The organism is Actinomadura rugatobispora (assembly GCF_055379765.1).
Window position 1 is genome coordinate 789,620 of the sequence record NZ_AP029191.1, and the last position, 14,283, is coordinate 803,902.

Genomic DNA, 14,283 nt, shown 5'->3' on the forward strand with positions numbered 1-14,283 from the left:
TTCCACCGACCTCAATAACGTGACCTGCACTTGATGTGTGGATATTTCGCGGAGGTCGTTCCTGGCGGGCGCCGGCCTGGCACCTCTCGTACCGGCCGGGCCGCGGCTCTCGGCCCGGCGCCTGGCCGACCCCTTCGAACTGGGGGTCGCCTCGGGGGATCCGTCCCACGACGGGTTCGTCCTCTGGACGAGGCTCGCCCCGCGCCCGCTGGCGGAGGACGGCCTGGGCGGGCTGCCGTCGTCGGGGAGCGGCGTGGATGTGGAGTGGCAGGTCGCGGAGGACCGGCGGTTCACCCGGCTCGCCCGGACGGGCCGGGTCACCGCGCGTCCGGCGAGCGCGGGCAGCGTGCACGTCGAGCTGAACGGGCTGCGCCCCGGGCGCGAGTACTTCTACCGCTTCCGGGCGGGCGGGCACCTGTCCGCGGTGGGACGGGCCCTCACGACGCCCCCGCCCGGAGCGCTGACGCCGCTGACCTTCGCCGCCGCGTCCTGCGCCTACTACGAGCACGGCTACTTCACCGCCTACCGGCGCATGGCCGAGCAGCACCCCGACCTCGTCGTGCACCTGGGCGACTACATCTACGAGGACTCCGCCGAGGACAAGCCGCAGCCGCTCCCGATCGTGCGCAGGCACGTCGGCGGCACCTGCCGGACGCTCACCGACTTCCGGCTGCGCCACGCCCAGTACAAGACCGACCCCGACCTGCAGGCCGCGCACGCCGCCGCGCCCTGGGCCGTGGTGTGGGACGACCACGAGGTGGAGAACAACTGGGCGGGCGACAACCCCGGTAAGAAGACCCCCGGGTTCGCCTCGCGCAAGGAGGCGGGCTTCCGCGCCTACTACGAGCACATGCCGCTGCGGCGTTCCTCGCTGCGTCGCAACGGGAGCCTTCGGCTGACCCGGCGGCTGCACTGGGGCGACCTGGCGGAGTTCCACATGCTGGACACCCGCCAGTTCCGGGCCGACCAGCCCTGCGAGGACGGCGTGCGCACCGGCTGCGACGACCGACTTGAACGGCGCCGCACCCTCCTGGGCAACGGCCAGCTCGAATGGCTGGACGCGGGACTGCGGGGTTCGCGGGCGCGCTGGAACGTCCTGGCACAGCAGATCTTCCTCGCCCAGCGCGACCACCAGCTCGGGCCCGGCCTGGAGGTCGCGCTGGACGGCTGGGACGGCTACGCGGCCGAACGCGAGCGGCTCCTCACCTCCCTGCTGGCCTCCCGGACGCGCAACCCGGTCGTGCTGACCGGCGACGTCCACGTGGCGCACGCCAACGAGCTGCGGGCCGACTTCGACGACCCCGGCTCGGCGCGGGTCGGCATCGAGCTGGTCGCCACCTCGATCGCCAGCGACGGCGACGGCTACCACGACCCGGTGTCCAACTCGGCGATCCGCGCGGAGAACCCGCACATCGCCTACATCGACCAGCGGCGCGGCCACGTGCTGTGCAGGGCGTCGCCGGGAGAGCTGCGCGCCGAGTTCCACACCGTCCCGCACATCACCCGCAAGGGCGCGCCGGGCTCGGTGTCGGCGGTGTTCACCGTCCCGGACGGCGCCCGCTCGCTGGGGAGCGCCTGACCATCGCCCTCAGCCGAACGCGTAGCCGAGCAGACCTCGCACGGGTTCGGGGACGATCGTGACGGCGCGGGCGTCCGGCCCGGCGAGGAGGGCGACGGCGCCGCCGTACCCGGCCGCGCCCGGCGCGCCGATCAGCAGCCCGCCGCGGCGGACCGCCAGCGACCAGCCGAACTGCCCGTCCGGCCCCAGCGGCGAGGCGACCGTGGCCGCCCCGCGCCCGGTCAGGCCGCGCCCGTCCCTGCCGCGCAGCACGGTCACCGCGCTCCGTCCGGGGGCGCCGACCGCGAGATCGTCGGTGCCGTCCCCGGTGAGGTCCCCGGACGCGAGCGCCGCACCGAACCGGTCATAGGGCCCTTTCCGCCCGCGTCCGGTCCAGGTGCGGCCGGTCTGCCGAAGTGTGCGGCCGTCCAGGACCTGCACGGCGCCCTCGCTGTAACCGGTGGACGCGCCCTCGTCGCCCTCCTCGCCCGGGACGCCGATCGCCAGCTCGTGACGGCCGTCGCCGTCGAAGTCCCCGGTGGCCAGCGCCGATCCGAAGTGGTCGAGCCGTTCGGGCGAGCCGCCGACGCCCGGTTCGTCCTGGGAGACGTAGTCGGCGGTGCGCGCGACCGGGTCGAGCACCGTCACCGAGCCCTGGCTCTTGGGCCCGTCGCCCGGCGCGCCCACCGCGATCTCCGCGCGGTCGTCGCCGTCGAGGTCGCCGGCCGCGAGCACGGCCCCGAACCCGTCGGTCTCCGCCGGGGACTGCCCGACCCAGGAGGTGCCCTGCCGGACGACCGGCCCCGGGCGCAGCCCGCGCCCCTCCAGGCCGAAGACCGCGACACCGCCGCCGCCCTCCAGCCCCGGCGCCCCGACGACCAGCTCGTCGTCCCGGTCGCCGTCGAGGTCGGCGGCGGCCAGGGCCGCGCCGAACCGGTCGGTTCCGTACGGGCGGCCCAGGTCACGGGCCGACAGCGTCCAGCCCGCGCGCAGCCCGGTCGGGGAGCCGAAGTAGATCCGCACCGCGCCGTGCCCCTCCGCTCCGGGACGGCGTGCCCCGAAGACCTGGTCGGGCACGCCGACCGCCAGGTCCGCGCACCGGTCGCGGTCGAAGTCCCCGACCGCCAGCGCCGCGCCGAACCCGGCGCCCGGCGCGGCCGGCGCCTGGGCGAGCAGGACGGGCGCGGCGGCGTCCTCGTACCGGACGGCGACGGCCCCGGCCCGGGACCGCCCGCCGGACGCGGCGTAGGGCGCTCCGGCGATCAGCTCGGCCGCCCGGCACGGCCCCGTCGGCACGTACGCGGCGGACAGCGGCCCGGCCGGGCCGGGCTTCTCCGGGACGGGTGAGAGGGCGGCGACGAGCGGCGCCGACGCGCCGGAAACACCGGCCAGGCAGAGCACGGCGAGCAGGCGGAGGCGGGGCCCTCGGCGGGAGGCGATGCGCACACCGGCAACGTCCCCGCACCGTGAAACGCTTGATCACCCACCGGATGACGGCCGGATGACTACGTGGCGACGACCTCGTAGTCGACCTTGTGCTCGTCCAGGTCGCGCAGCGCCTCCGCCGCGGCGCCCGCGTCGACCAGCACCCGGTCGAACGCCGACAGCGGCGCCAGCCGGTGCAGCGCGACCCGGCCGAGCTTGGAGTGGTCCAGCATGAGCACGGTGCGCGCCGCCGAGGAGATCATGGCCCGCTTGACCGAGACGATGTGCTGCTCCTGGTGGTGGGCGTAGCCGCCGGAGACCGCCGAGGTGGACACGAAGCACAGGTCCACGCTCAGCGACTCGACCGCCTCCACGCACGACACCCCGAGGAACGACTCGTGCAGCGGGTCGTAGTCGCCGCCCAGCGCCATCAGCCGGATGCCGGGCGCGTCCGCCAGCAGGTTGAGCCCCTCCAGGAAGTTGGTGACGACGGTCAGCGGGGTGATGCCGGGCAGGAGCCGGGCCAGGGCCAGCACGGTGGTGGAGTCGTCCAGCATCACCGCCATGCCCGGCTCGATCAGCTCCAGCGCGCGCCGCGCCACCGCCTCCTTCTCCGCCAGCATCGACTTGCGGCGGAAGGCCACGTTGCTCTCGAACACCCCGGACGGCTGCGCCGTCACCCCGCCGCGGAACTTGCGGACGACGCCCTGCCGTTCCAGCTCGTCCAGGTCGCGGTGGATGGTCATCAGGCTGACCCCGAACCGCTCCGCCAGCTCGGCCGCGGTGGCCGAGCCCGCCGAGAGCACCCGCTCCGCGATCGCCTCCTGACGCGAGGCCGGGCCCTGCCGCCCGCCGTCCTTAGCCATCCCCCCATTCTCCACCCGCGGACGGGCCGGAGGATCACGCCGCCGCGGCCCAGCGTTCGCGGGCGGCGGCCACGCGGCCGAGGTAGTCGGCGTAGCCCTCGGCGTAGAAGGCGGCCCGGACGGGGTCGGGCTCGTAGCGGGCGGCGGCGGCCGTCCACTCCTTGGTGTCCAGCGGGGTCCCGAGGCGTTCGGCGGCGGCCAGCACGGCGCCGCGCGCCCCGACCTCCCCGGCCGCGACCCGGACGGGACGGCCCAGCACGTCGGTGAACAGCTGCAGCCACGCCTCACTGCGCGTCCCGCCGCCGCACACCGCCAGCTCCCCGGTGAGGCCCGCGGTGTCGAGGCAGTGCCGCGCCGCGTACGCGATGCCCTCGCAGGTGGCGCGGACCAGGTCGGCCCGGGTGGTCTCCAGGCTCACCCCGGTGAACTCCGCCCGCGCCCGCGTCTCCACGAACGGCGCCCGCTCCCCCGACGGCGCGAAGTAGGGCAGCACCTTCACGCCGCCCGCGCCCGGCGGCGATTCGGCCAGCAGCCCGGCCATCGCGTCGTGCCGCAGCCCGGCCGTCCGCAGCGTCCAGTCCAGCGCGGCCGTCCCGACCATCGCGGGCATCGCGCGCAGCCACCGGCCCGGCCGGGTCGTCGCCAGGTGGTAGCCGGACGGCTCGGCGTCCAACTCGAGGCGGTCCACCACGACCTGGCACGCCAGCGTGGTCCCGATGATCAGCAGCCCGTCGCCGGGCTCGGTGACCCCGGCGCCGAGCGCGCAGGCCGGCAGGTCGAACGGCCCACCCGCCACCGGGGTCCCGGCGGGCAGCCCGGTGCCGCCCGGCCCGGCCTCGCCCAGGGGCAGCGGGTCCGCGACGGGCGCCAGCAGCCCCGCCCGGTGCGCCAGCCCGCACGCCTCGATCGCGCCGCGGTGGTACGCGCGGGTCCGCGGGTCCAGGAACGGCATCGAGGCGTCCGAGACGTCGGTGGCCCGGATCCCGGTGAACCGCTGGAAGATCACGTCCTTGCAGTACGCGGCGGTCGCGGCGGCGTCCAGCGACTCCGGTTCGTGGCGGTCCAGCCAGGCCAGCACGGGCGCCGGGGCGCCGGGGAACAGCGCCGACCCGGTCGCCCGCCACACCTCCGCGGCCGTCCCGCCGGCCATCCACTCGGTGAGCAGGCCGGTGGCGCGGCCGTCCAGCCAGGAGATCGCGGGACGCACCGGGCGGGCGGCGGCGTCCACCAGCCACAGCCCGTCGCCCTGCCCGGTCAGCCCGGCCAGCTCCGGCGGCGCGGGCAGCCCCGCGACCAGCGCCCGCACGACCCGCTCGACGGCGCCGTACACCGTCTCGACGTCCTGCTCGACCCGGCCGTCGCCCATGTCGAGCGGCACGGGCACGGACTCGACCGCGAGGATCTCACCGCCCGCGCCGAACGCGGCGGCCTTGACCACGGACGTGCCCGCATCGATCCCGACGAACATCGCGGCCTCCTCAAGGCACCTGGGCGAAGGGGGTGGAACCTGGGCGTGACCTGGGCGTACAGACGATCACGGATTGAGGCAGTGTGCCAGGGCTTCGCCGCGGCGGTACCGGCCGACCTCGGCGGCGACGATCCGGGCGGCCTTCTCGGCGACCGCCCGGCTGGCCCCGCCCAGGTGCGGGGTCATGACCAGGTTGGGCGTGGTGAAGATCCGGGACCCCGGCGGGGGCGGCTCCTCGGCGAAGGTGTCCAGGCCCGCGCCCATCAGCTGCCCGGACTCCAGGGCGTCGCACAGCGCGTCGTAGTCCAGCAGCGGGCCGCGGGCGACGTTCACCAGGACGGAGCCGGGCGGCATCAGGCCGATCTCGCGGGCGCCGATCAGCCCCCGCGTCTCGGGGGTCACCCGGGCGTGCAGCGACACGATGCGGGAGCGGCGCAGCAGCTCGTCCAGCGAGCCGACGAGCTCGCCCGCGACCTCGCCCCGGGCGTACGGGTCGAAGACCAGCACCTCGGCGCCGAAACCCGCCAGGATCCGGGCGACCCGGCCGCCGACCGCGCCCGCGCCGACCAGCCCGACGGTGGTGCCCTCCAGTTCCAGGCCGCAGTTCTCGTAGGAGTAGTGGTCGCTCGCCCACTCGCCGCGCAGCGCGAGCGCCGCGTGCGTCTCCGGGATCCGGCGCAGCGTCGCCAGCAGGATCCCGACGGTGAACTCGGCGGTCGCGGTGGCGTTGCGGCCCGGCGCGTAGCAGACCCGCACGCCGCGTTCGGTCGCCGCCTCCACGTTCACGTTGACCGGGCCGCCCCGGCTCACCACGACCAGGCGCAGGCCGGGCGCGTTCTCCAGGACCTTGCGGGTGAACGGGGCCATCTGGGTGACGGCCACCTCGATCCCCTCCACCGCCTCGATCATGGTGTCCTCGGAGCCGGACGCCTCGTCCACCTCGGCGACGCGGCCGAACGGCTCCACCGGCCACGGCAGGGTCAGCTCCCGCACCGCGGGCCCGTCCCCGATCTCGGCGCGCAGCGCGCCCACCAGCAGGTCGGTCCGGACGAAATGGTCTCCGGCGGCAAGGATCGTCATCGGTGCTCCATCTTCGGGTCTCCAGGGGGCAAGAGTCTCAGGCCGGCGAAACCCCTGGCGTAACACTGCTGGACGGGTTGTTAACATTCAAGATGAGCTAGTTCACAGAGCTTGTAACAGGGGATCGCGGCCGTCAAGGACCTGCGGCGCATGCGTCGACCATCGGTGACGGAGCTGCTGAACGCGCGGCTGAACGCCAGGTCGGCCACGTGTCCTGGCGTCTTGCTCGTGGTCACCCGGGTTGTTATAACTTCACAGGACCAGCCGAGAACTTAACGGAGGACATCGTGCCCGGATCCGATGGCGACCGTCCTCCCTGCTGGCTGGGCATCGATCTCGGCACGCAGAGCGTGCGGGCGCTGCTGGCCGACGCGACCGGCCGGGTGCTCGGCCGCGGCTCGGCCCCCCTCACCGGGCACCGGCCCTCCGCCGGACGGCACGAGCAGGACCCCGAGGACTGGTGGGCCGCCGCCCGCGCCGCCGCCCGCGAGGCGCTCGCCGGCCCCGGCGGCGGCGCCGCGTCCGTGCGCGGTGTCGCCGTCTGCAGCACGTCCGGGACGGTCCTGCTGGCCGGCCCGTCCGGCGAACCGCTGACCCCCGGGCTCATGTACGACGACGGCCGCGCGGGCGACGAGGCCGCCGAGGCGCAGGCCGCCGGAGCCGAGGTCTGGGACCGGCTCGGCGTGCGCATCCAGCCGTCGTGGGCGCTGGCCAAGGCGCTGTGGCTGGTCCGGCGGCACGCGCCGCCCCCCGGCGGCCGCCTCCTCCACCAGGCCGACGTCATCACCGGGCGGCTCGTCGGCGGCACCGTCGCGACCGACTCCAGCCACGCCCTCAAGACCGGCTACGACCTGCTCTCCGAGGGCTGGCCGTGCGAGGTCCTCGGCTCCCTGGGCCTGGACGACGCGCTGCTGCCGTCCGTGGTCCGGCCCGGCACGGTGCTCGGCGGGGTGTGCGCGGCCGCGGCCGAGGCCACCGGGATCCCCGCCGGCACCCCCGTGATCGCCGGGATGACCGACGGCTGCGCCTCCCAGCTCGGCTCCGGCGCGCTGCGCGTCGGGCGGTGGAACTCCGTCCTCGGCACCACCCTGGTGCTCAAGGGCGTCACCGCCGACCCGGTCCGCGACCCGGCCGGGGTGATGTACAGCCACCGCTCCCCCGACGGCGGCTGGCTGCCCGGCGGCGCGTCGAGCGTGGGCGCGGGCGTGCTCACCGGCGACCGCGACCGGCTGGCGGCGCTCGACGCGGAGGCGGCCGCGTTCGAGCCGTCCACCGCCGTGGCCTACCCGCTGGTGTCGCGGGGCGAGCGGTTCCCGTTCCTGGCGCCCGGCGCGGTCGGGTTCATGCTCGGCGAGCCGTCCGGCGAGGCCGACCGGCACGCGGCCCTGCTGCAGGGCGTGGCGCTGGTGGAACGGCTCGCGCTGTCCTACGTCCAAGCGCTGGGCGCCCCGGTCGAGGGGCCGGTAACGTTCACCGGCGGGGCGGCGCGGAGCGCGTACTGGTGCCGGCTCCGGGCGGACGTGCTCGGCCGCCCGGCGCGGATCCCCGAGCACGCCGACGCCGCGCTCGGGATGGCGATCCTGGCCGCCTACGGCACGACCGCCCCGGGGCCCGGCCGCTCGCTGGCGGGGATCGCCGAGTCCATGGTCCGGATCCGCGCCACCGTCGAGCCCCGGCCCGGCGGGGCCGAGCGGTTCGCCGGGCCGTACCGGAGGCTGCTGGACGAGCTGGAGCGGCGCGGCTGGCTGCCCGCCGAGGTGGCCGCCCACGCGAGGGGGAACGAGTGATGACCGCGAACGACACCGGACCGGCCGGGCAGGCGGCGGCGACAACCCTCTACCTGGTGCGGCACGGCCAGACCGTGTGGCACGCCGAGAACCGCTACGCCGGGATCAGCGACATCGGCCTGACCGGCACGGGCCGCGAGCAGGCCCGGCGCCTGGCGGAGTGGGCGTCGGGAGCCGAGATCGACGCGGTGTGGTCCTCGCCGCTGAGCCGGACCCGGGCCACGGCCGCGCCCGCCGCGAGCGCGCTCGGCCTGCCCGTCACCGTGGACGGCGACCTGGTCGAGCTGGACTTCGGCACCGCCGAGGGGCATGTGCTCGCCGAACTGCCGCCCGCCGAGGTGGCCGCCTTCCGGGCCGATCCGGTCGCGGGCGCGTTCCCCGGCGGGGAGCACCCGGTCAAGGCGGCGGCGCGCGGCATCGGCGCGCTGCGCCGCATCGCGCACCGGCACGAGGGCGAGCGGGTGCTGGTGGTCACCCACAACACGCTGCTGCGGCTGATGCTGTGCGAGCTGCTGGGCATCCCGGCCTCCCGCTACCGCGCGGTGTTCCCGAAGGTGGGGAACTGCGCCGTCACCGAGCTGCGGATGTCCGGGGACGGCACCGCGCTGATGTCGTACAACATCCCGCTCTAGGCCGTCCGGACGCGTCAGGCGAGGTCGAAGGTCTCCGGGTCCGGGCCGAGCCGGGTGCCGCTGTCGAGCGCGCCGATCGCGGCCATCTCCTCGCCGGTCAGCTCGAACCCGAACACGTCGGCGTTCTGCGCGATCCGGGCCGGCGTGACCGACTTGGGGATGACGATGTTCCCCAGCTGCAGGTGCCAGCGCAGCACGACCTGCGCCGGGGTCCGGCCGTGCGCCCGCGCGATCGGGGCCAGCGCCGGATCGTCCAGCAGGCCCTTGCCCTGCCCGAGCGGGCTCCACGCCTCGGTCCGGACGCCGTGCTCCTCGTGGAAGGCGCGCAGACCGTCCTGCTGCAGGTAGGGGTGCAGCTCGATCTGGTTGACGGCGGGGACGACGGCGGTCTCCTCGATGACCCGCCGCAGCGTCTCCAGGGTGAAGTTCGACATCCCGACGGCGCGGACGCGGCCGTCGTCGAGCAGCTTCTCGAACGCCCGCCAGGTGTCGAGGTAGCGCCCGCGGCCCGGCATCGGCCAGTGGATGAGGTAGAGGTCCAGGTACTCCAGGCCGAGGCGCCGCAGGCTCGCGTCGAACGCGCGCAGCGTCGCGTCGTAGCCCTGGTCGGAGTTCCAGAGCTTGGTGGTGACGAACAGCTCCGCGCGCGGCACCCCCGACGCGCGCAGGCCCCGGCCGGTGCCCTCCTCGTTGCCGTAGATCTGGGCGGTGTCGACGCTGCGGTAGCCCGTCTCCAGGGCCGTCCGCACCGCGCTCTCGGCCTCGGCGTCGCCCACCTGCCACACCCCGAACCCGAGCTGCGGCATCGCGACGCCGTTGTTCAGCGTGACATCGGGAATGGTCACGATTCCCCTGTCGGCATCGACTCGTGATCCTTTTCCCAGGATAGGCGGCGTCCCCGGGGGCTCCCGCCGCCGCGGAACGGCGCGCCCGACCCGTCACGCGTCGATCCGGAAGACGGGGACGCCGGGCAGAACCTTGATCAGCTGCTCGTCGGTGGGCTTCTTGGGCAGGTCCTCGAAGAAGCGGGCGACCTCCCAGCCCCAGCGCTTGAAGTAGGCGCTCACGATCGGGAGCTTATCCTCGTCGGGCAGCTCCGTGACGGTGATCGCCTCGGTGGCGCGCCCGAGGCGCAGCTCGCCGCCGCCGGCGACGCGGATGTTGCGGACCCACTGGGTGTTGCCGCGCGCGGCGACCAGGTAGCGCGCCCCGTCGTGGGTGAGCAGGTTGATCGGGTTGCTGCGCCACTCGCCGCTGGTCCGGCCCCGGACGGCGAGGATGCGGGTGCCGAGCAGGCTGATCCCGTGCCGGGTCAGGAAGCCGACGGTCTTGTTGAAGTAGATCTCGAAGCCGCCGGCGGTGACGTTCCGGTCGGTGGTGTTCATGGATCTCTCTCCCTGCATTCTGTGAGCGGTGCTCTCGCTTGAGAGCAGTGTGCACGAGAACGGCACACCTTGGCAAGAGCAGTGCTCTCTATTTTGGTCGCCGCACCGAGTTCTGGCAGACTGCGGGCATGAACGCGAGCCGTACCGCCCGGGAGCGCGCCCGCGCGGAGCTGACCCGGGAGATCAAGGAGGAGGCCCGGCGCCAGCTGCGGGCCTCGGGCGCGCAGGGGCTGTCGCTGCGCGCGGTCGCGCGCGAGCTGGGGCTGGTGTCCTCGGCGCTGTACCGCTACTTCCCGAGCCGGGACCGGCTGCTGACCGAGCTGATCATCGACGCCTACGACGCGCTCGGCGAGCGGGTCGAGCGGGCGGGCGCGGCGGACGGGCCGGCCGGGGACGGCCACCGCGCCCGCTGGCGGGCCCGCTGCGCCGCCGTCCGGGAGTGGGCGGTCGCGCACCCGCACGAGTACGCGCTGGTCTACGGGTCGCCGGTCCCCGGCTACGAGGCTCCGGAATCGACGATCGGCCCCGCCTCCCGCACCCCCGTCGCCCTGCTGGAGGTGCTCCGGGACGCGGCGCGGGCCGGGGCGCTGCGGGTGCCGGACGACGGCCTGGCGCCGGAGCTCGACGCGCAGGCGGCCCGGACGGCCGGGCTGACCGGCCTCGAGGTGCCCGAGCCCGCGGTGGTCCGCGGCGTGGTCGCGTGGACGCAGCTGTTCGGCATGATCGGATTCGAGCTGTTCGGCCACCTCGACCGCACCATGGACCCGGCCGGGGCGTTCTTCGCCCACACGGTCGAGCTGATGGCCGACTTCGTCGGGCTGCCGGCCGCGGCGGGCGACCGCTAGCGAAAAGGCCGGGAGGGGCCCCTGCGCGGAGCCCCTCCCGGTGTCGGTGCGCGGGTCAGGACGTGAACGTCCAGGTGCCCGAGCCGACGGTGCGGACGGCGCCGCCGGGGACGTGCACCTCGGCGGTGCTGCCCGGCGGCACGGTCACGGTCAGCTCCACCCCATCGCCCTTCTTCCGCCACGCCGAGCGGACCTCGCCGTACGGGGTCCGCCGGGTCGCCGACGCGTGGGTGAGGTCGCCGACGACCGACGGCCGGATCAGCAGTTTGCGGAAGCCGACCGAGTCCGGCGCCTGGTCGATCCCGGCCAGCCGGGAGGTGAACCAGGAGTCGATCGTGCCGAGCATGAAGTGGTTCTGCGACTGGCCGCTGGTGCCGTCCCACATCTCGCCGAGCGCGGTGTTGCCGTTGACGACCTGGTAGCCGTAGCTGGGGCTGTCGGTCTGCGTGGCGATCTTGTAGACGACGTCGTCGCGGCCCGCCTCCGACAGCACCCGGATCGCCGAGGGCAGCGAGATCTCGCCGAGCAGCAGGTTCCAGCCGGCCTTCTCGATGCTCGACACCAGGTGGCCGAGCAGCCGCTGCCGCTGGTCGGCGGGGACGGCGCCCATGTCGAGCGCCATCGCCTCGGCGCCCATCCCGCCGCCGCCGAACGTGCCGGTCGCGGGGTCGTACAGCCGGTCGGACAGGGCCTTGGCGCTGAGGTCGGCCTTGGCCTTGAACGCGGCGGCCTCGGACGCGTGCCCGAGCGTCCCGGCGATCTTGGCGAGGGTGTCGTTGACCCGCCACCAGCCGTAGGTGCCGGAGACCAGCTTGGGGAAGGTCCGGTCGGGGGTGATCCAGTCGCCGAGGGTGTAGTCGGTCAGCCCGCCGGTGACCCGGTTCTCCAGGTGCGCGGCGTACCGCTTCATCGCCGCGTAGTGGGTGCCCATGGTCTCGGTGTCGCCGTAGGCGCGGTAGAGCTGCCACGGCACGACGACGAACGCGCCGCCCCAGTTGGAGTCGTCGCGGTAGGACCCGGCCAGCACCGTGTAGTCGGGCACGGTGGAGGGGATCAGCCCGGTCCCGGTCTGCGCGTCGGCCGTGTCCTGGACGACCTTGCGCAGGTGGGCGTGCACGTCGTAGTTGGCCGCGAGGGTGTCGCCGACCAGGTGGGTCTGCTCCAGCCAGCCGAGCTTCTCGCGGCTGGGGCAGTCGGTGAACACGCTCATCATGTTGCCCTCGACGGCGCGGCGGATGAGCCCGTGGATGCCGTTGACGAGGTCGTTGGAGGAGGTGAACGAGCCGGCGGAGCCGTTGTCGGCGTGCAGCACCTGGCCGCGCACCTTGAGGGAGGCGCCCGCGGGCAGCCCGCGCACCTCCAGGTAGCGGAACCCGTGGTAGCCGAACCGGGGATGCCAGGTCTCCGAGCCCGTGCCGCGGGCGGTGTACTCGTCCCAGATGGGGCTGCCGACATTGCTGATCGACTGGTAGGGGCGGCCGTCGCGCAGGCTCTCGGCCATGACGATCCGCACGGTGGTCCCGGCCGGGGCGTCGATGGTGATCTCGGGGCGGCCGGCGATGTTCCTGCCGATGTCGTAGACCTGGTAGCCGTCGCCGGACCCGATCTTCTTCCCGTCCAGGTTCTCGATCACCCGTACCGGCTCGGCGGTCCGCCCGCTCAGCACGGTGGACGGGCCGGGCCCGGCGACCGGGACGGCGGTGTCCCAGCCCGTGCGGGAGGCGCCGGGCCGGTCCCAGCCGGGCCGCTCGCGGCGGGCGTCGTGGTCCTCGCCGCCGTACCAGTGGGAGAAGGTGACCGGGCCGAGCACGGTGCGCCAGGACCCGTCGCTGCCGATCCGCCGGACGCTGCCGTCGGCGAGCGTGACCTCCAGCTGGGCGATCAGCTTGGGGTCGCTGATGGTGGCGGCGAACTTGCGGTACCGGTCGGGGGTGGAGATGACGTTGGCGGCGCCGTTGCCGAGCTCGACGCCGAGGGTGTTGCCGCCGGGGCGGAGCAGGCCCGTCACGTCGTAGGTGGCGTAGGTGGTGCGCTTGGCGAACCCGGTGTTGGCGGGCTCCAGCTCGGCGTCCCCGATCCGGGTGCCGTTCAGGCGGGCCTCGTACACGCCGAGGCCGCTGACGTAGAGGCGGGCGGAGCGGACGGCGCGCGGCAGCGCGAAGTCCTTGGCGAACATCGGCAGGGCCTCGGGGACGGGCGACTTGGGCGGCTCCTGCCCGGTGACCGTGGCCGCGGTCGTGTACGGGCCGTCGGCGGCGTCGCTCGTCCCGACCGTGAAGTCGACCGGGGAGTAGGGCACCTTGGCGCTGTCGTCGGCGGGCGCGTCGGTGCGCGGGTAGAGCAGGACCTGGTCGAAGGTCTTGGCCTCCTTGAGGTCGATCGTCAGGAGCAGCGGCTCGCCGGAGACGTCCGCCTGCGTGTAGGCGGAGCTGGACCATCCGGCGAAGCCCTGGTTGGTGGTCTGGGTGCCGTCGGTGAGGTAGCGCGGCGCCCAGACGCGGTTGACGTTGCCGCCGGTGTCGGAGGGCGTCACGGTCGTGCCGGCGGCCAGGTTGGTGCCGGGGTCGGCGGAGTCGCGGACCTCCAGCTCGGCGAGCTGGAGCCGCCAGGTCTTGTCGGGCAGGTTCTCGACCTTGGGCAGCCCGAGCTTGGTGACGTCGACGCGGACGTAGCGGGCGGTGGTCCTGGGCAGCTTCACCGCGATCGGGGCGGGCTTCTTCTGGGAGACCTGCCAGTCCTCGTGGCCGATCCAGCGGCCCGACCAGTCCGACGGCGAGGTCAGCCCGGTCTCGAACCAGGCGGGCGACGACCAGCCCGACTCCCTGCCGCCGGTCCACACCTTGACGCGCCAGTACACGCGGTCGCGGCTGCCGAGCTTCTTGCCCGCGTAGTCGACGCGCTGGGCGGCCGAGCCGACGCGGCCGGTGTCCCACAGGTCGGCGTGGCCGCCGCGCAGGCGGCTCTCGCCGGTGGCGGCCTGGATCCGGTACGCGGTCTGGACGGTCCCCCGGCCGTCGGCGGCGAGCCGCCAGGTCAGCGGGGGCGTGGTGTCGTCGATGCCGAGGGCCTTGGTCAGGTCGGCGGCGCGGAGGCCGGTGGCGGCTCCGGTTCCGCGTCCGGGGTCGGCGTGCGCCGCGGGGACGGCCAGCGCCGTCAGCGGCAGCGCGGCGGTGAGTGCCGCGGCCGCGAGGCCGCGCAAGGGGGGCATGCGCAAAACGAACTCCTAGTGAAAAGGGT

At 74.7% G+C, this 14,283-nt stretch carries 11 protein-coding genes; 4 read left to right on the top strand and 7 right to left on the bottom strand.

What is annotated here, in order from left to right; translation table 11 throughout:
- The first annotated feature begins 37 nt into the window (after nucleotides 1-37).
- Nucleotides 38-1,579 (top strand): alkaline phosphatase D family protein, encoded by a 1,542-nt coding sequence (locus tag ACZ466_RS03160; RefSeq protein WP_378285699.1) that lies wholly within the window; start codon nucleotides 38-40, stop codon nucleotides 1,577-1,579.
- Between the two features lie 9 nt (nucleotides 1,580-1,588).
- Here ACZ466_RS03160 and ACZ466_RS03165 read toward each other — a convergent pair whose 3' ends face one another.
- From ACZ466_RS03165 to ACZ466_RS03180, 4 genes are all read right to left on the bottom strand, one after another.
- Entirely contained in the window at nucleotides 1,589-3,004 is a 1,416-nt protein-coding gene (locus ACZ466_RS03165; RefSeq protein WP_378285700.1) for an FG-GAP repeat protein, read from the bottom strand.
- A gap of 59 nt (nucleotides 3,005-3,063) precedes the next feature.
- Nucleotides 3,064-3,849 (bottom strand): DeoR/GlpR family DNA-binding transcription regulator, encoded by a 786-nt coding sequence (locus ACZ466_RS03170; protein WP_378285701.1) that lies wholly within the window; start codon nucleotides 3,847-3,849, stop codon nucleotides 3,064-3,066.
- Between the two features lie 34 nt (nucleotides 3,850-3,883).
- Nucleotides 3,884-5,317, bottom strand: a complete 1,434-nt coding sequence (locus ACZ466_RS03175) for an FGGY family carbohydrate kinase (RefSeq protein WP_378285702.1) — start codon at nucleotides 5,315-5,317, stop codon at nucleotides 3,884-3,886.
- A 66-nt stretch (nucleotides 5,318-5,383) separates the two neighbouring features.
- Entirely contained in the window at nucleotides 5,384-6,397 is a 1,014-nt protein-coding gene (locus tag ACZ466_RS03180) for a 2-hydroxyacid dehydrogenase (protein ID WP_378285703.1), read from the bottom strand.
- A gap of 287 nt (nucleotides 6,398-6,684) precedes the next feature.
- Here ACZ466_RS03180 and ACZ466_RS03185 point away from each other — a divergent pair, with 287 nt between their 5' ends.
- Together ACZ466_RS03185 and ACZ466_RS03190 are read left to right on the top strand one after the other, a co-directional pair.
- Nucleotides 6,685-8,184 (top strand): FGGY-family carbohydrate kinase, encoded by a 1,500-nt coding sequence (locus ACZ466_RS03185; RefSeq protein WP_378285704.1) that lies wholly within the window; start codon nucleotides 6,685-6,687, stop codon nucleotides 8,182-8,184.
- A complete protein-coding gene (locus ACZ466_RS03190) occupies nucleotides 8,184-8,816 on the top strand; it encodes a histidine phosphatase family protein (RefSeq protein ID WP_378285705.1) in 633 nt (210 codons plus the stop codon). Before ACZ466_RS03185 ends, ACZ466_RS03190 begins: the two co-directional genes overlap by 1 nt.
- Nucleotides 8,817-8,830: 14 nt before the next feature.
- On the opposite strand, the gene ACZ466_RS03195 is transcribed toward ACZ466_RS03190, so the two are convergent.
- Nucleotides 8,831-9,655 carry an aldo/keto reductase gene (locus ACZ466_RS03195; RefSeq protein ID WP_378285710.1) on the bottom strand — a complete coding sequence of 275 codons (825 nt, stop codon included), beginning with the start codon at nucleotides 9,653-9,655 and terminating at the stop codon, nucleotides 8,831-8,833.
- 99 nt (nucleotides 9,656-9,754) lie between these two features.
- Entirely contained in the window at nucleotides 9,755-10,201 is a 447-nt protein-coding gene (locus ACZ466_RS03200) for a nitroreductase/quinone reductase family protein (protein ID WP_378285706.1), read from the bottom strand.
- Nucleotides 10,202-10,329: 128 nt separating this feature from the next.
- Between ACZ466_RS03200 and ACZ466_RS03205 the strand changes: the two genes are divergently transcribed.
- Nucleotides 10,330-11,046 carry a TetR/AcrR family transcriptional regulator gene (locus ACZ466_RS03205; protein ID WP_378285707.1) on the top strand — a complete coding sequence of 239 codons (717 nt, stop codon included), beginning with the start codon at nucleotides 10,330-10,332 and terminating at the stop codon, nucleotides 11,044-11,046.
- 55 nt (nucleotides 11,047-11,101) lie between these two features.
- Here the strand turns inward: ACZ466_RS03205 and ACZ466_RS03210 are convergent, their stop codons facing one another.
- Nucleotides 11,102-14,254, bottom strand: coding sequence for a family 78 glycoside hydrolase catalytic domain (locus tag ACZ466_RS03210; RefSeq protein WP_378285708.1), 3,153 nt, complete (start codon nucleotides 14,252-14,254; stop codon nucleotides 11,102-11,104).
- Between the last annotated feature and the right edge of the window lie 29 nt (nucleotides 14,255-14,283).